We start from the raw sequence: 15,462 nt of genomic DNA, 5'->3' as shown, positions 1-15,462 counted from the left end.
ACGGAGGCGCCACGAAGCCCATTTTTATCTACAGACGCAGGTGATTTTTTCTGATCAACCACCTGGTTGTCTTACAGGTTACTTTATTTCTGCAGCAACTGAATCTTCGACTGCCTGTGCCACCTGCTCTGGAGTCAGTGTGCCAGCGAAAAGACCCTGTACAGAGTCATTAAGGACTGACCCAGTGGCCGGGGGCAGGAACTGATCGTAATACAGCTGGAAGTATTGAGCAGCAGCAAAGGTCTGCTGAACTTGAAGCATATTGGGATCAACCAAGCCTGTCTCGGAACCTTTAACTACTGGAATACCTGATCCATTTACTGCGATAATTGTCTGGTTCTCTACACTGGTGAGATACTTAACAAAGTCAATGGCTTCCGGTTCGGCATCTTTGCCGATCGCAAATCCATTACCACCACCGACAACATCACCTGCATCACCAGCTCCGCCTTCGAGTCCTGGGAAGCCGAACAGGCCAAGGTTTTCACCCACGCCCTTCTGGTCTGCGCTGTTGGCTGCAGATGTAGAAGGCGCCCATTGTCCGGAAAGTTCCATAGCGGCCTTGCCATTTCCAAAGGCTGCCTGCATGTCATCATGGGTTGCGCCAAGGAAACCGTCCTGGAAAGGCTCAAGGGCGAGTAATTCCTGGAGCTTTGTGCCTGCTTCGATGAAGCAAGGATCGGTAAAGGAACCTGTCCGAGCCATGGCGGCTTCAAATTTTGCCTGTCCGCAGCTACGAGTGGCAAGATAATTCCAGAAGTGCATGCCCGGCCATTTGTCGCCTTCGCCAATGGAAATCGGGGTGATGCCAGCAGCCTTGAGGGCTTTGACAGCGTCCAGGAATTCGGTCCAGGTGGCGGGAGGATTCGCGATGCCTGCCTGTTCGAAGAGCGCTTTGTTGTACCAGAAACCAACCATGCCCATATCCCAAGGTACACCGTAATTCGCGCCAGCATAGCTATAGACACCCAAAGCACCGGGCGCAAAACTATCCTTCCATGCGCTATCGGCAGCGAGTTCAGCGGTGATGTCCTTCAGCAATCCAGCTTCGACCTGCTGATTAAACGTACCGCCGCCCCAACTCTGGAAGATGTCAGGGACTTCGCCAGATTGCATAACGGTGGTGAGTTTGGTCTTGAAGGCTTCATTTTCGAGGACGGTAATCTCGATGGTGACATTTGGATGTGCGGCCATGTAGTCATCAGCCATTTTCTGCCAATCTGACAGGCCCGGGTCCTTGGTTGTAATATGCCACCAGGTAATGGTAACAGGCTCAGCTGAAGCGGGTGCTTCAGTAGCAGGAGCAGCGGGAGCCTCAGTGGATGCAGGTTCATTAACGACAGCAGGTACCTCGGTTGCAGGAGAACCACATGCAGCCAATGCAAAAGAAACAATGAGCACGAGACTCATTAAGGTATAAAATTTACGTAACATATTCTTCTCCTTTTGAGAATCAGATAAATTGAATTACTATTCTATTGTCACTAACCGGGGGATTATTGGCGTATAATTTAGATATGTTGGCTCTCCTTTCTTAGTAGAGGGATCCCACATGTTAAGCAGGGCTGGTGAGACTTGGCCGTTTAGCCAGCCCTGCCCTTTGGGGCAGAGGTAGAGTTTCGGACGATCAATTCAGTTGGTAATTCGATCCGTCCATTTTCTTTTCAGGTTTTTTCAAAATTCCCAGCAATATTTGGGTTGCAACGCGGCCCATTTGTTCAAGCGGTTGTTGAACGGTAGTCAACGGGGGGAAAACCATTGCAGATTGCGGAATATTGTCAAAACCGACCACAGAAATATCATTTGGAACGCGTAACCCGCGATTTCTAACTGCATCCATCACCCCCATCGCCATTACATCATTTGAGGCAAAAATTGCAGTCGGCGGATTTGGCAAGTCCAGCAAGGCTGATGCGCCTGTGTATCCATCTGTTTGAAGAAAATCCCCCTCGTAAACAAGTTCAGTTTCCAGCGGGAGATGATGCGTACGAAGCGCAGAGCGGTACCCTTGTAAGCGGTCTTCCGCACATCCCAAATCCATTGAGCCGGTGATAAATCCAATTCGTTGATGACCGAGCTTAATCAGGTACTCTGTTGCGTTATAGGCTCCCTGCCAATTGGTTGCCCCAACTGCGGGGCAGGCTGTGCCAGTTCCCTGATGGTCAATCAAGACAAACGGGAAGTTGTGTTCCATCAATGTTCCAATGTAATCTACGGGACTGCGCGGCAAGACCAGCAACAGACCGTCCACCATACCTTGGGCAAGGCTCGCCACATAATTGGCTTCCTTGCTTACTGTTCGATGCGTGGTGTATAAAACCAGGTCAACACCGCTTAAATTAAGTTCAGAATCAATTCCACGGATAATTTCACCAATATAGCCAGTCCCTAAATCACGAACGATTACTCCGATCGTATTGGTCTTCCCGCCTGCCAAACTACGCGCCTGCCGATTGGCAACGTACCCCATTCTTGTGTAACTGCCAAAACCCGTTTACGAGTTTCTGCGGCTACGTGAATATCATTGTTGATGACACGTGAAACGGTACCAAGCGAAACGCCAGCTTTTTTTGCTACTTCCACAATAGTAACCTTGGAAAGTGGAGCTTGATTGGAAGCGTTTACATTTTTTTTGGACATTAATAAGGTTTCCTGACTCTTTATTGGCCAATTTTCTTGTTTATTAGGTGTCTTTATGTTTATATTTGGAAGCGTTTCCAAATTATTTTAGCAAACTAGAGACCTTAAGTCAAGAGTTTTGCGATCAGTAAATAGAATCGAATCATTTGCATGAGTATGGTATGGCATATCTCATGCATACTGGTATAAATTCAGACCGGCCCAGTTTGCGTCAACCGCATAGAGAAGAAAATATCAACAAATCAATCACCCCCCTACCTGCCAGAGGTTTTTGTTGGGACGTTCTCACACATAATCTTACCGATCCGCAAAAAAGGAAAATACTTCATAGTTCCCAAAGCCGCAGAGACTTGTAATAAAACTTTAGGATAAATCGGAGCATGGATCTTATCGCACAAGAAAGGGGGAAATTTCAGATTATAAAAGCAGCAAAAATCCCGTTTGATTTTCACACAACCACATTATTTTCCATTATCCTTCACACCAGTTCAATTTTCGGACCGGTGTTTTGTCGATTTCAAGCGTTCTCAAGCGACTATTCAATAAAAAGGAGTCTATGATGAAATTTGTATGTCTTGTCTATGAAGAACCGAGTGGACTGGGTCCACAGACCGCGAAGGAAGCAGAAGACCTTGTTAATGAGCACCTCGATTACGACGAAGTGCTGCGTCAAAGCGGGAATTGGCTCACGGCGAATGCCTTGCAACCCGTGGAAACCGCCACCACTGTGCGTGTCCGAAATGGAAAGATATCCATCACTGATGGGCCCTTTGCTGAGACCAAGGAGTTATTGGGCGGATTTGTTCTGATCGAGGCGAAGGATATGGATGAAGCGATCCAGATCGCGGCAGGGATTCCCTCCGCCCGTATGGGCTTTATCCACGTCCGCCGCGTGTACGAGTTTGAGAAGAAATAAGCAATTTTTCCAGAATGTCGATTTTGGGCTTTGCCAAACGACTATTCCGTGAAAGCAAGCTCAAATCAAATTAAAGGAGTACACAATGAAATATCTATGTCTGGTTTATTTTGAACCCAAAGCACTCACCGTTCTGTCAGAGGCGGAAAAGATCGCGTTTGACAACGAATCGCTGGCTTACGACGAAGAGTTACAACGCAGCGGTCATTTCATCGCCGCAGAGGCACTCGACTCCGTAAAGTCTGCCGTCACCGTGAGAGTGCGAAATGGAAAGATATCCACCACCGATGGCCCCTTCGCTGAGACAAAGGAACAACTGGGAGGCTTCATCCTGATCGAATCCAGAGACCTGAATGATGCGATTCAGATCGCTGCTAAAATCCCGCTGGCCCGTTCCGGCAGCATTGAGGTCCGCCCCATCTGGGAATTGGAAAGAAAGTAGGCAATCATGATGCTCAAAAATAAGAACGCGATCATTTATGGTGCGGGCGGCGCAGTGGGCCGCACAATGGCTCACGCCTTTGCACGCGAAGGCGCGAAAGTTTTTCTCGCGGGTCATACGTTGGCGAAGCTAAAAACTGTCGCGGAGGAAATTGCTGACTTGGGTGGATCAGCCGAGGTCGCAGAAGTGGATGCGCTCGATCAAGAGTCGGTCGAGAAACACGCCGCTGAAGTCGTCAAAAAGGCTGGTAGTTTGGATGTCTCTTTTAACTTGATCAGTCTCGGGGATGAACAAGGCACCCTGCTTGTGGATATGACTCTGGACGAGTTTTTAATCGCACCCACCACTGCCCTACGCACGCAATTTTTGACGATGACCGCCGCAGCGCGGCATATGACAAAACAAAAATCAGGCGTGATGCTGGCACTGACTGCAAATGTAGCGCGCATGCCTTCGTCCTACTCTGGCGGGTTCGGTGTGGCATGTGCCACGATCGAAGCCATGTGTCGGCAGGTTGCAGTGGAAGTTGGAGCAGACGGCGTGCGTGTGATCTGTTTGCGCTCCGCAGGGTCACCGGATGCACCCGGCGTGCATGAAGCGTTAAGCATCCATGCAAAAAATTCCAACATGACCTTTGATGAATTCCATGCCTATGCGGCACGTGGGTCCATGCTCAAGCGCATGCCATGGATGGCAGAGATCGCAAACGTTGCAGCGTTTATGGCCTCGGATGGCGCCAGCGCGATGACTGCGTCGGTCGCAAATTTAACATGTGGTGCGCTCGTCGATTAAAATAACAAGGAGAAAACATGATCAACATTACAGAACCCAAACTCGTGGAACGCAGTGAACAACATTATGTAGCGATCCGCAAACTCGTCACCATGGCTGAGATTGGACCCACCCTGCCTCCCCTGAGCGACGATGTCTTTGCCTGGCTTGCCGAAAAAGGAATCCAACCATCGGGCGCAGTATTCTGGCGCTATAACGTCGTGGAGATGGATAAAAAACTGGAGATCGATGTGGCCGTGCCCATCGCTTCCGCAGTCAAAGGGGATGGGCAGATCATTGCAGATGTGCTTCCCGCCGGGCGTTATGCCACCATGTTACATACAGGTCACCCATCCGAACTCGAAGAAGCCACAGCAAACCTATTGGCCTGGGCGGAAAAAAATAACATCCAATGGAAGATGAACGGTGAACGCTGGGGCGGGCGTGTGGAATGGTATTACTCCGGCCCCGATACTGAACCCGATATGAGCAAATGGGAGACGGAGCTGGCATTCCTGACAGCCTGAATTTAAGTATGAACGAGGACGCGCGCGAAACATTACGTGAGACAATCGATGAAATCTATCGCCTTGAATCACGCCGCGTCCTCGCTACGTTAATTCGTCTACTGGGGGATTTTGATCTTGCAGAGGAGGCATTACATGAAGCCTTCACTACCGCACTGGAACAATGGGCGCACGAAGGCGTGCCTAAAAATCCACGGGCATGGCTGGTTTCCGTGGGCCGCTTCAAAGCCATCGACAACATCCGCCGCCGTGTACGCTTCGACTCCTCCCTCGCCCAGATCGCAAATGAATTAGGTCCGAATACGGAAGACCCATTTGAAGTTGATGATGAAGATATTGAAGATGAACGCCTGCGTTTGATCTTCACCTGTTGTCATCCTGCGTTATCTCCAGATGCGCAGATCGCGTTAACCCTTCGTACTGTTTGCGGATTAACCACAGAAGAGATCGCGCACGCGTTTCTCACTCCCCCGCCAACCATCGCACAACGCATCGTGCGCGCAAAGTCAAAGATCCGCGATGCGAAAATTCCCTATGAAGTACCTTCTCATACAGAGTTGCCAGATCGGCTTGATACTGTTTTGCATGTTATATATCTGGTATTCAACGAAGGGTACTCTGCATCTTTCGGTGAATCACTTACCCGTCACGACCTTTCCAGCGAAGCCATTCGGCTCGGACGCTTATTGATTGAACTATTACCCGAACCTGAAGCGATTGGCTTGCTGGCCTTGATGCTCTTACAGGAATCGCGGCGAGCCGCGCGCATCTCACCAACGGGAGAACTGATTCTGCTCAATGAGCAGGATCGGTCGCTGTGGGATCATGCTCAAATCAGCGAAGGCTTGAGTCTGATCCAACAAGCACTTGCCTCGCGTCGTTTTGGCCCCTATACCATTCAAGCAGCCATCGCTGCTGTCCACGCACGCGCATCCACAGCAGATACGACAGATTGGAGACAGATCGTTGCTTTATACGATATTTTGAACCAGGCAGATCCATCCCCCATCATTGAATTAAATCGTGCCGTGGCAGTTGCCATGTGTGATGGTCCTGCTGCCGGACTGGAACTCATCGAGGCTATTCTCACGCGCGGTGACCTCAAGGATTATCACTTCATCCATTCTGCGCATGCAGATCTATGTCGCCGTCTTGGGAGAATAGCAGAGGCTCGCACTTCGTATAAACGGGCACTGCAACTAAGCCAGCAGAAATCTGAACGAGAATTCCTTGAACGAAGATTAAGAGAGTTGTAAGCCAGCACTCTTAATCTTATAAATAATATGTCAAAGAAAGTACGGTGAAATATCCAAACCATAATTTTTATGTTTTTCATCTTGAGGGAATTGTCATAAGATTTCCCAGCACGGCATATATCATGTATACGGGTATAAATTTCGGTTTCATGTTATTCCTATGTGGCATTCATCGCGCCAAAGTTTTCATCGGCGTCACGATCGTGCATCTGCCAGATGCATTGTAATACCCCAAAAAATATGCTGGGATAATTGCACAGTACGCTTAATTTGGGATAAACTACATATTGAAATTCGTAGTCACCTCCCATATCCCTTTCCCGTATTCTCCGAACCAAAGCAATTCCTCCGCCTCGCAATGCGCGAACACTGGTACGCCCGCGCGTTAATCAGATACTGATGCAGGCACTGGAACACCGTCTCACCATATTGCAGGCGGAAGCCGGCTATGGCAAGAGCACCGCACTGGCAGAACTAGCAGCAGAGATTCACCCCGTAATCTGGTATCAGGTCAACGAGGAGGATAATGATCCGCTGGTCTTTCTCTTGCAGTTATGTTACGCGCTCCAAAACTCCCTGCCCCGTCTTTCTCAGCGGCTACGGCCTCTGGGTAGACTGGCGCGAGAACTGGGATCTCAACCGTGCCATCGAAAAGATCATGAATAAATTCGAAGGCAAGCATAGCATCTTTGATATCGCCGAACAGGTTGGTCTTGATTATTGGACAGTACGCGAATATGTGGAGAAATTCCGCGCGAAGGGATTTGTTAATGCTTTGCCCATCCCATCTGAAGCGGATGAGATTTAGTATCATGATGATTTTCTTAAGCTCGGAGCTTGACTGCAGTTGTGAAAATTTCAGTAAACATAAACAATCTATCCACTCAAATAGTAAAGACTCTCCATCCGGAGAGTCTTTTTTTTCAATGGGAATGATGAACTTGATGGTCGGATATCTTTTCGGTATACACAGCCTTTTTTACTGGCACTATAAAGCGGCTAATAGTTCCTTTTATTTGATGAAATTCCCAACCGTGTACACTGCCCCAGCGATCGGCGGTGTGCTCTTCATGTGAATGACATGCCCCTTTGAAAAAGCTTTATGCGCCGCTTCTTCAATTTCCTTCTCGGTTGAAAAATGTTCATCGCGGATATTGTGACCGAGCAAACTGAACATAAACACCATAAATGGTTTTTCAACCGGCGTCCCGTAGACCATCTGTCCACCGGGTTTCAGTACACGGCTCACTTCAACAAAAGCCTGCGCCAGTTCAAGTGGTTTCAAATGTTCCAAAATGCTGACCATTAAAACGGTATCAAAATAATTATCCTGATAAGGCATTTTCAAAACATCCCCTTTTTCGAGGAATAGCGGAATACCGATCGGGTCAAAAACGGATTTAACCGCGTGAATATCTGCGGTCAGGTCGATCCCGTGAATTTCTTTATACATCTCATGTAGATTGGGAAACGCCAGCCCGGTTCCAAAGCCAACTTCAAGCACACGCTCCCCGCCCGTGCATTCATCCAATGCGAGTTCCACCCGCTGACAATACATGCGCCCAAAAATCGGCCAGTAATAATATTTGATCGGATCATACTGATTAACGCCTTTATATTGAGCGGAGGGTAATAATTTTAGTTTTGTAGACATAAATACACCTGACTTAAGAATTGGGAATTTTTGTTCAATCGCCTAACGATTTTACCTGAATATTAAAAATATAACCTCTGAGTTTTGCGCTGATAAAAGTACCCCTGCCAGAGTATACTGACAGAGAGGTTTATATCATCTATGGCAAAATCAAATCAACCAAACTGGGATGTTGTTATCGCGGGCGGCGGGCCGGCGGGGTTCTTCGCTGCGATCCGCTGTGCGGAATTAAATCCGAAACTGCGCGTGTTAATTATCGAGAAGGCCAGCCAGACTCTAGGCAAGGTACTGATCTCCGGCGGCGGACGATGCAATGTGACCCACGCCTGCTTCGACCCGGCGCAGCTCATCACCTACTATCCACGCGGCGGCATGGCTTTGCGCGGCGCGTTCACCCGTTTTCAACCGGCAGATACGGTCAAATGGTTTGAAGAACATGGCACGCGGCTTAAGACCGAAGCCGATAACCGCATGTTCCCGGTTACTGATTCATCGGAGACCATCGCGAACTGTTTGCGCGGAGCGGCGGAGAATGCCGGGGTTCAGGTGCACATTGGGGTGAGTCTGCTCAAGGTGGAAAAAAGCCCAAAGGGTGGATTCAATTTACAGGTTAGGGAAGATGCGGAAGTTTTTTCCATCCAAACAAAAAAATTATTGATCGCCACCGGCAGCGATTCAAAAACACGCGAGATCGTCAAATCGCTCGGGCACACCATCGAAGAGCCCGTCCCTTCATTATTTACGTTCAATGTGAAAGACAAAAGAATTGACGGGCTGGCCGGTGTGGCGGTTGAAAATGTGACTCTCAAAATGGATTCGCTGACTCAAAGCGGCCCGATGCTTATCACCCACTGGGGATTAAGCGGCCCCGCTGTGCTGAGACTCTCGGCCTGGGGTGCGCGCATTCTAGCGGACAAAAAATACCGGTCGACCTTAACTGTCAATTGGCTCGGCGACTACAAGCTGGATTCTGCGCTGGAAGTTTTGCAGCGCAATAAAGACTGGCACGAAAACGCGCGCAAAAAAATTGCAAGTCAGCCCGCCTTCTCGCAGATCCCTGTGCGCTTGTGGAAACAACTGACACAATTCATCGGTGATAAAAACTGGGGCGATATTTCAAAAGCCGAAATGCGAAAATTGGCCGAAGAATTAACTGCCGGCGAATTTAAAATAGAAGGCAAGGGACAATTCAAGGAAGAGTTCGTCACCTGCGGCGGCGTGCGTCTGAATGAAGTGGATTTCAAAACCATGCAAAGCCGCGTGGTTGACAGATCTATTTTCGCCGGTGAAGTGCTCGATATTGATGGCATCACAGGCGGCTTCAACTTTCAATCCTCATGGACAACCGGCTGGCTGGCCGGCAGCGCCATGGCCGCAAGCTAACTTATGGAGTCAGACAGCTTGCTGTCTGGTTTTTTAGTAACTCATCGGCAAGCTGATGGACTCCACAATTTTAGACCGTCGATTTTATTGTAAGCAAGTCATTATTGACCATAGATAACATCTATCATAAAATCTCTACAACAATATTCTGAGCAGTCAGGAGTAACCATGTCTGAGAATACGCATTTGCAAGCCATTTCAGCGGCCGTCATTGACGGCGAATTAGAAGACGCTGTAAATGCCACACAAGCGGCTTTGGATTCAAACATTGACCCATTGGAAATTCTTAATCAAGGGTTGATGGATGGCGCTGACGAAGTGGGAAAACGCTTTGAGCGTTTTGAATATTTTCTACCCGAATTGATGCTGGCAGGCCGCGCACTGAAAGGCGCGATGGAAATCGTGAAACCCGCCCTGCTTGAAAAATATGCGGACTCCAGCCAGATGAAGGGCAGAGTAGTGGCTGCCACAGTCCATACTGATATTCATGACATCGGAAAGAACATCGTCTCTTCCATGTTAACCGCTTCGGGCTTTGAAGTAACCGACCTCGGCGTGGATGTGCCGATCAAATCCATTATCAACAAAGCTGAAGAGATCGATGCCCAAATTATCTGCCTCTCCGCCCTGTTGACCACGTCCATGCCCTTCATGAAGGATCTGATCAATTTGCTGGAAGCGCGCGGTATTCGCCAAAAGTATATTGTGCTGGTCGGCGGCGCAGCGGTCACCGCGGGCTGGGCAGCAGCCATCGGTGCAGACGGAACAGCCAGAAACGCGGCAGACGCGGTAAAACTTGCCCGTGAAAAAATGTTGGAAAAAGCCTGAGTGCGCAGTTTAACTGCGCATTTATTTTATTAACTGGAGAAATCAATGCTGAATTATCTCGATATTCTTGACCGTGCAAACAACGGACCCTATATGGCGGAAGAAAACTGGGACCTTGAAAAGGTCGCCATGACCACCCGTAGACTGGTCAAGAAATATAAACTTGAGTGGAACAAAAACGAACTGATCACCGATGATCCTCTGCTTTCAGAAGCCATCTTTAATGCAGGCTACGAAATGGCCGTGGAATTGGGCGCGTACAGCCGATCTACAGAGCGCATCATTGAAATTTCACAGGATGAAATTGATACCGGAATCCGCACCATGCCGCAGGAAGTCATCATGGGCGAAGGCAAGGATGTGCGTACTTTGTATGCCCGTCATCTACATGATGAACGCGCGCCATTATTTTTCGGCGGTTCACCCGGCACACCCATTCCTGAAAGATTTTTTCTTCAAAACGTCATCTCGTATATGCAGGAGCCATTGATCGATCTCGCCACCTGCGGCACCATCGTTGAAGTGGATGGGCGCGAAGTGCGCACGGGAAATCCAATTGAGATCGTATCCACCCGCCGCGAATTGCAATACATGCGGCAGGGATTGAAACGCGCCGGACGCGCCGGCATGGGAATGCTCGCGGCGCAATCCAGTGTTTCAGAGTTGGGCGATCTCGCAGCAGCGCACCCTGATTATTTACGTTCCTGTGATTCGCATCTTGTGCCGGTTTTAAATGAACTCAAGATGGATCACCGAAATATCTCGCGCGCAGTCAACTCACTTGAGTATGGCATGGTCAACGCTTCGCTGCCATGTGTCATCGTCGGCGGGCTGGGCGGCGGACCTGCCGGGTCGGCGGTGGTTAATGTGGCATCGTATTTGATCGCCAACATTACCTGTCTCGCAGATTATCACATCCTGCACCCCATTCATGTCCGCAATATTGCAACCTCCACGCCTGAAGTGTTGTGGGTGATCAATGCCACCGCGCAGGCCTTTGCCCGCCATGCGCCTTCCATTATCGTGGCGGATATTTATCCCAAATCAGGCGCAGGGACGAAGGAACTCTTATATGAAACAGCCGCCAATGCCATCGTCAATGCGATGAGCGGAAGTCACCTTGAGGGCTGTGGTGCCGCGGACGGGAATCAGCCCAACTGTTCAGGCCTTGAAGCGCGGTTAATGGCTGAGGTGGCACTCGCCTCTCACAAGATGAAAATGTCACTTAAGGAGGCGAATGATTTCGTCCTCCAGTTATTGCCAAAATATGAGCATGTCTTTACACTGGAAAATGGGAATCCCGGCAAACCTTTCGATGAAGTCTATGATATTCAAAGAATCGAGCCGCTGGATTTCTGGCAGAAGATGTACGAGGAAGTCAAAACTGAATTGAAAGAAATGGGTTTAAAGCTGTAAGCACCTGTGGATATTTCAGAGCACCTGCTCTGGCATAGATCAAATCCAAATTTCAAAGAGAGGTAATTCCCATGAGTACCCCCGTTATCCTTGGCATCAATCTTGCCATCCTTGTTGCATTAGGCGCCATTGCCAAAACCGTCAAATCAGATCCAACTACCAAGGGCGGTTTCAATTTCAACTACACCACCTCTGACCTGGTCATCATGGCCGTGTTGGGCGCGCTCGCGGGCGTGATCAACACCTGGATGGGAAATATCTGGTACGCCGCCAATACAGTCAGCCCCATTTACGGCGCTGCGTTGCAGGGCACATTCATGTGGGCCTATGTGCTGGCTTATTTCCTTGTGCGCAAATCCGGCACAATGTTGATCATCGGCCTGATCGAAGCGACTGTGGAAGCCTTGCTCGGCAATCAGGCAGGACTCTCCACTTTGGGCTGGGGCATTTCACAAGGCATCGGCGCGGAAGTGGTCATGGCTTTCTGCATGTACAGCAAATTCGGCTGGCTTGCACTGGGTCTGGCTGGCGCTGGCGCATCTCAATTCGGGACCGTCTGGAGTTTCATCCTCTATGGCTGGACTTCCCTTCAAGATTACCTGATCGCCGCTCCGATCAACATGATCTCCGGCTTTATATTCTCCGGTTTGCTCGGATACTATCTCGGAAAGATGATCGAAAAGACCGGTCTCTTAAGGTCAACCCGCCGCAAGGAAGAATAGTTTTTTCATCACGAAGGAACGAAGGGTCACGAAGGCAAAGTTTGTGATCTTTCGTTCTTTGCTTCGTGACCCCACAGATCATATAAAGACTCGGTTTCATTGAAACAGAAATAAAGTCCATTGGAACCGCTTGTCCGGTTCGAGCAAGTTACTTATAAGCACTACGATAAGCCTGCGCCCGCATTGTCTGATGTAAATCTCACAGTGCAGCGCGGGTCTTTTACGTTACTGGTTGGGCCTTCGGGCTCGGGCAAATCCACTTTGTGTATGCTGTTGAACGGCATCATCCCGCAAATTTTGGGCGGAAAATTAACCGGCACCGTCACTGTGGAAGGACAGGATATTTCCAAAGTGCCTGTGCAGGAATTAGCCAAGTCCACGGGGATGTTGTTTCAAGACCCCGAGTGGATGTTCGCCACGCTCAAAGTGGAAGATGAAGTTGCCTTTGGCCCTGAGAATTTGCGCCGCGACCCAAAGGATATTCTGGTGAGTGTGGAGCAATCCCTTAATTATGTGGGAATGCAGCACCTGCGGAATAATCTCGTTTGGGCCTTATCCGGCGGACAGACTCAAAAGCTGGGGCTGGCCTCTGTCATCGCCATGCAAACTCCGCTGATCGTTTTGGATGAACCCACCGCCAACCTCGACCCTGCCACCACCCACTCCGTCCACCAATTGATTTTGCGCCTGCGCGATGAAGGCAAGACCGTGATCCTCGTCACCAAGGACCTTGATGAATTCATGGCCGAAGCCGATGACATTATTCTGCTCGCCGAAGGGCGCGTGGTTGCACAGGGGTCACCGCGTGATGTCATCACACAGCACGGAAATAAAATGCTTGAGCTGGGCGTCTGGCTGCCCGAACCGACAGAGATCGGTCTGCGCCTCAAAGCGAGCGGACAGTTCGACAAGTCCGTGCCGATTACGGTGGCCGAAGCGGTAAAAGATTTTGCGGATTTAAAATTTCACGCATCAAAACCTAACGAAAAACTGGTCACTGAATCTGAGACTTTGATCCACGCTGAGAATATCGAATTCGCGTACGGCAATAAATTCAAAGCCTTGCGCAGTGTTTCATTTGACATCAAACAGGGTGAGATCGTCGCCATCGTCGGACAAAACGGAGCGGGCAAAAGCACGCTTAGCAAACTCCTGGTCGGGTTGCAGAAACCGACTGCGGGTGAAATGACCATGTTCGGCCAAAGCGCGAAGCGCTGGAAAGTTCAGGATCTTGCGAATCAAATCGCGCTCGTCTTCCAGAATCCGGAACATCAATTTTTATGCGATACCGTGCGCGAAGAATTGGAATACAGTTTGCTCGCGCAAGGCATTGACGATCAAGCCGTTGTGAATCAGCGCGTGGAAGATATGCTTGCGCGTTTGGACATCACCGACACCGCAGATAGTCATCCGTTTTCGTTGAGCGCCGGCGCAAAACGCAGACTCGGCGTGGCGACCATGCTGATCGGCGGCAACGCAAAACTCCTGATCGTGGATGAACCCACCTACGGGCAGGATCGCCGTCTCACTGAAAGACTCATGCTGCTCATTAATAATCTGCGACGTGAAGGCATTACCATTTTGATGATCACACATGATATGCGTCTCGTGGATACACACATCGACCGCGCCATTGTGATGGCGAACGGTGAAAAAATATTTGACGGCAGTCCTGATATTCTTTTCCAATCTCCTGATCTGGTCGAACGCGCATCCCTGCGCACCACCACACTGCGCCGCCTCGTAGATGGTCTGCGCGGACTAGGCATCACCGTCCCCGATGGTTTGAACACCGTGGACGATTTCATCGGAGCCATGCAATGAGCGAACATTCCCTGCGATATATTGACAATGGTTCGTTCTTCACCCGCATTGACGCGTTAAGTAAATTGCTGTGGGTCGTGCTTGTCATTCTGGTCACGTTTCAACTGACCGATAATTCGGCGCGGCTCATCATGCTGGGAGTATTATTTTTTATCATGATCTTCCTCGCCAGAATTCCATTCAAGTCTGTCTGGCAGGCCATGCCCATTATTCTCATCATGGGCACACTCTTATTCTTTGTGCATCTTTTTTCAACACCATCCACGAGTTATATAAATATCGCCGGCTTCTCTCTTGGTCAGCAGGGATTTGATAAAGGCCTGCAATATTTTCTGCGCATCACGATCATGGTGCTGGCTTCCTTTATCTTAATTTGGACAACTGACATCCGCGACCTGATGGTCGGGCTGGTTAGCATCGGTATGCCCTATCGTTACGCCTTCACCGTATTCATGGCCTTGCGCTTTCTGCCCGTCGTACGGGCTGCGCAAAGCCGAGAACACCGCGCTCGCCATTGAATCACGCGGCTTCGGCGCCTATCCCGACCGCACCTACACCAAACAATTCCACTGGACAAAAACAGGCATCGCCCTGATCCTATTTTTTATTTTGTTTGCAATCGCACTTTTGTTATGGGAAAGATCGCTCATCTAATCATCATGACCCCGCAAATTGCGGGGTCAATTTTTACATTGACCACATCCCCAACCTCACGTAAAATCACGAACTAAGATTATATATAATTTCACGAGGTAAACACATGGCTAGATACCGCATCTTTTACTGGAAACATATCCCCTCCTCCTTCATTGTTGAAGGCGATGGGCGCACCGTCAAAAAACAACTTTCGCAAAAAATTCAAAACGCGATAGACGCCTACGCGATGGCAACCGGCTCAACCTCCACAGAGGATTACAGCGCACAATACAAACGCGGACCGTGGGTCGAACGCGAAGGCACTCCCGAGGAAGTTGCAGAAGCGCTTCTTTCTGAACTGGAAACTGAGTTTGCCAAAATAGAGATTCCCCGCCCGAACAGACCGTAGACCACAGACCATGGACGATGGGTTTATGGTCTACGGTC

General features: G+C 49.5%; 18 protein-coding genes. 13 read left to right on the top strand and 5 right to left on the bottom strand.

The genetic code is table 11. The features are described 5' to 3' along the window. Nucleotides 1-78: 78 nt before the first annotated feature. From IPL71_RS20490 to IPL71_RS20480, 3 genes are all read right to left on the bottom strand, one after another. The gene (locus IPL71_RS20490; protein WP_345324846.1) at nucleotides 79-1,434 is read right to left on the bottom strand and encodes an extracellular solute-binding protein; all 1,356 of its coding nucleotides are present in this window, start codon (nucleotides 1,432-1,434) and stop codon (nucleotides 79-81) included. A gap of 193 nt (nucleotides 1,435-1,627) precedes the next feature. Further along, nucleotides 1,628-2,470 (bottom strand): LacI family DNA-binding transcriptional regulator, encoded by an 843-nt coding sequence (locus IPL71_RS20485; protein ID WP_345324845.1) that lies wholly within the window; start codon nucleotides 2,468-2,470, stop codon nucleotides 1,628-1,630. Then, nucleotides 2,404-2,640: a LacI family DNA-binding transcriptional regulator gene (locus tag IPL71_RS20480; protein WP_345324953.1), complete on the bottom strand. Its 237-nt coding sequence runs from the start codon at nucleotides 2,638-2,640 to the stop codon at nucleotides 2,404-2,406. Before IPL71_RS20480 ends, IPL71_RS20485 begins: the two co-directional genes overlap by 67 nt. Before the next feature lie 559 nt (nucleotides 2,641-3,199). On the opposite strand from IPL71_RS20480, the gene IPL71_RS20475 reads away from it, so the two are divergent. The 5 genes from IPL71_RS20475 (at nucleotide 3,200) to IPL71_RS20455 (ending at nucleotide 6,552) form a co-directional block, all read left to right on the top strand. Continuing rightward, on the top strand, nucleotides 3,200-3,556 hold the full coding sequence (locus IPL71_RS20475; RefSeq protein WP_345324951.1) for a YciI family protein: 357 nt from the start codon (nucleotides 3,200-3,202) through the stop codon (nucleotides 3,554-3,556). An 85-nt stretch (nucleotides 3,557-3,641) separates the two neighbouring features. Continuing rightward, entirely contained in the window at nucleotides 3,642-3,998 is a 357-nt protein-coding gene (locus IPL71_RS20470; protein ID WP_345324843.1) for a YciI family protein, read from the top strand. 6 nt (nucleotides 3,999-4,004) lie between these two features. Beyond that, a complete protein-coding gene (locus IPL71_RS20465; protein ID WP_345324841.1) occupies nucleotides 4,005-4,790 on the top strand; it encodes an SDR family NAD(P)-dependent oxidoreductase in 786 nt (261 codons plus the stop codon). A gap of 17 nt (nucleotides 4,791-4,807) precedes the next feature. Further along, complete coding sequence (locus tag IPL71_RS20460; RefSeq protein ID WP_345324839.1) at nucleotides 4,808-5,296, top strand: GyrI-like domain-containing protein; 489 nt, start codon at nucleotides 4,808-4,810, stop codon at nucleotides 5,294-5,296. Between the two features lie 8 nt (nucleotides 5,297-5,304). Further along, nucleotides 5,305-6,552 (top strand): RNA polymerase sigma factor, encoded by a 1,248-nt coding sequence (locus IPL71_RS20455; RefSeq protein ID WP_345324949.1) that lies wholly within the window; start codon nucleotides 5,305-5,307, stop codon nucleotides 6,550-6,552. A gap of 158 nt (nucleotides 6,553-6,710) precedes the next feature. Here the strand turns inward: IPL71_RS20455 and IPL71_RS20450 are convergent, their stop codons facing one another. After that, on the bottom strand, nucleotides 6,711-6,863 hold the full coding sequence (locus IPL71_RS20450; protein ID WP_345324837.1) for a hypothetical protein: 153 nt from the start codon (nucleotides 6,861-6,863) through the stop codon (nucleotides 6,711-6,713). A gap of 215 nt (nucleotides 6,864-7,078) precedes the next feature. Here IPL71_RS20450 and IPL71_RS20445 point away from each other — a divergent pair, with 215 nt between their 5' ends. Further along, entirely contained in the window at nucleotides 7,079-7,360 is a 282-nt protein-coding gene (locus IPL71_RS20445) for a hypothetical protein (protein ID WP_345324835.1), read from the top strand. Nucleotides 7,361-7,564: 204 nt separating this feature from the next. Here IPL71_RS20445 and IPL71_RS20440 read toward each other — a convergent pair whose 3' ends face one another. Then, nucleotides 7,565-8,206, bottom strand: a complete 642-nt coding sequence (locus IPL71_RS20440; RefSeq protein WP_345324833.1) for a class I SAM-dependent methyltransferase — start codon at nucleotides 8,204-8,206, stop codon at nucleotides 7,565-7,567. Between the two features lie 141 nt (nucleotides 8,207-8,347). Between IPL71_RS20440 and IPL71_RS20435 the strand changes: the two genes are divergently transcribed. The 7 genes from IPL71_RS20435 to IPL71_RS20405 all read left to right on the top strand — a co-directional run bounded on the left by IPL71_RS20435 (nucleotide 8,348) and on the right by IPL71_RS20405 (nucleotide 15,424). Further along, nucleotides 8,348-9,589, top strand: a complete 1,242-nt coding sequence (locus tag IPL71_RS20435) for a BaiN/RdsA family NAD(P)/FAD-dependent oxidoreductase (protein WP_345324831.1) — start codon at nucleotides 8,348-8,350, stop codon at nucleotides 9,587-9,589. Between the two features lie 168 nt (nucleotides 9,590-9,757). After that, nucleotides 9,758-10,417 carry a cobalamin B12-binding domain-containing protein gene (locus tag IPL71_RS20430; protein ID WP_345324829.1) on the top strand — a complete coding sequence of 220 codons (660 nt, stop codon included), beginning with the start codon at nucleotides 9,758-9,760 and terminating at the stop codon, nucleotides 10,415-10,417. Between the two features lie 45 nt (nucleotides 10,418-10,462). Further along, nucleotides 10,463-11,833 carry a monomethylamine:corrinoid methyltransferase gene (locus IPL71_RS20425; protein WP_345324827.1) on the top strand — a complete coding sequence of 457 codons (1,371 nt, stop codon included), beginning with the start codon at nucleotides 10,463-10,465 and terminating at the stop codon, nucleotides 11,831-11,833. Nucleotides 11,834-11,904: 71 nt separating this feature from the next. Continuing rightward, a complete protein-coding gene (locus IPL71_RS20420) occupies nucleotides 11,905-12,555 on the top strand; it encodes an ECF transporter S component (protein ID WP_345324825.1) in 651 nt (216 codons plus the stop codon). A gap of 120 nt (nucleotides 12,556-12,675) precedes the next feature. Further along, nucleotides 12,676-14,379, top strand: a complete 1,704-nt coding sequence (locus tag IPL71_RS20415; protein ID WP_345324823.1) for an ABC transporter ATP-binding protein — start codon at nucleotides 12,676-12,678, stop codon at nucleotides 14,377-14,379. After that, nucleotides 14,376-14,897 (top strand): energy-coupling factor transporter transmembrane component T family protein, encoded by a 522-nt coding sequence (locus IPL71_RS20410; RefSeq protein ID WP_345324821.1) that lies wholly within the window; start codon nucleotides 14,376-14,378, stop codon nucleotides 14,895-14,897. Before IPL71_RS20415 ends, IPL71_RS20410 begins: the two co-directional genes overlap by 4 nt. A gap of 242 nt (nucleotides 14,898-15,139) precedes the next feature. Then, nucleotides 15,140-15,424 carry a virulence factor gene (locus IPL71_RS20405; protein ID WP_345324819.1) on the top strand — a complete coding sequence of 95 codons (285 nt, stop codon included), beginning with the start codon at nucleotides 15,140-15,142 and terminating at the stop codon, nucleotides 15,422-15,424. The last annotated feature ends 38 nt before the right edge of the window (nucleotides 15,425-15,462 follow it).

It is taken from the genome of Candidatus Villigracilis proximus, assembly GCF_016717045.1.
Taxonomy (GTDB): domain Bacteria; phylum Chloroflexota; class Anaerolineae; order Anaerolineales; family Villigracilaceae; genus Villigracilis; species Villigracilis proximus.
Note: the sequence above shows the minus strand (reverse complement) of the source record. Positions and strands in the feature narration are given on the sequence as shown.

Bases quoted from the DNA above. Each gene is read 5' to 3' on its own strand.
- IPL71_RS20490 (WP_345324846.1), bottom strand. From the start codon at position 1,434: ATGTTACGTAAATTTTATACCTTAATGAGTCTCGTGCTCATTGTTTCT.
- IPL71_RS20485 (WP_345324845.1), bottom strand. From the start codon at position 2,470: ATGGGGTACGTTGCCAATCGGCAGGCGCGTAGTTTGGCAGGCGGGAAG.
- IPL71_RS20480 (WP_345324953.1), bottom strand. From the start codon at position 2,640: ATGTCCAAAAAAAATGTAAACGCTTCCAATCAAGCTCCACTTTCCAAG.
- IPL71_RS20475 (WP_345324951.1), top strand. From the start codon at position 3,200: ATGAAATTTGTATGTCTTGTCTATGAAGAACCGAGTGGACTGGGTCCA.
- IPL71_RS20470 (WP_345324843.1), top strand. From the start codon at position 3,642: ATGAAATATCTATGTCTGGTTTATTTTGAACCCAAAGCACTCACCGTT.
- IPL71_RS20465 (WP_345324841.1), top strand. From the start codon at position 4,005: ATGATGCTCAAAAATAAGAACGCGATCATTTATGGTGCGGGCGGCGCA.
- IPL71_RS20460 (WP_345324839.1), top strand. From the start codon at position 4,808: ATGATCAACATTACAGAACCCAAACTCGTGGAACGCAGTGAACAACAT.
- IPL71_RS20455 (WP_345324949.1), top strand. From the start codon at position 5,305: ATGAACGAGGACGCGCGCGAAACATTACGTGAGACAATCGATGAAATC.
- IPL71_RS20450 (WP_345324837.1), bottom strand. From the start codon at position 6,863: ATGGGAGGTGACTACGAATTTCAATATGTAGTTTATCCCAAATTAAGC.
- IPL71_RS20445 (WP_345324835.1), top strand. From the start codon at position 7,079: ATGATCCGCTGGTCTTTCTCTTGCAGTTATGTTACGCGCTCCAAAACT.
- IPL71_RS20440 (WP_345324833.1), bottom strand. From the start codon at position 8,206: ATGTCTACAAAACTAAAATTATTACCCTCCGCTCAATATAAAGGCGTT.
- IPL71_RS20435 (WP_345324831.1), top strand. From the start codon at position 8,348: ATGGCAAAATCAAATCAACCAAACTGGGATGTTGTTATCGCGGGCGGC.
- IPL71_RS20430 (WP_345324829.1), top strand. From the start codon at position 9,758: ATGTCTGAGAATACGCATTTGCAAGCCATTTCAGCGGCCGTCATTGAC.
- IPL71_RS20425 (WP_345324827.1), top strand. From the start codon at position 10,463: ATGCTGAATTATCTCGATATTCTTGACCGTGCAAACAACGGACCCTAT.
- IPL71_RS20420 (WP_345324825.1), top strand. From the start codon at position 11,905: ATGAGTACCCCCGTTATCCTTGGCATCAATCTTGCCATCCTTGTTGCA.
- IPL71_RS20410 (WP_345324821.1), top strand. From the start codon at position 14,376: ATGAGCGAACATTCCCTGCGATATATTGACAATGGTTCGTTCTTCACC.
- IPL71_RS20405 (WP_345324819.1), top strand. From the start codon at position 15,140: ATGGCTAGATACCGCATCTTTTACTGGAAACATATCCCCTCCTCCTTC.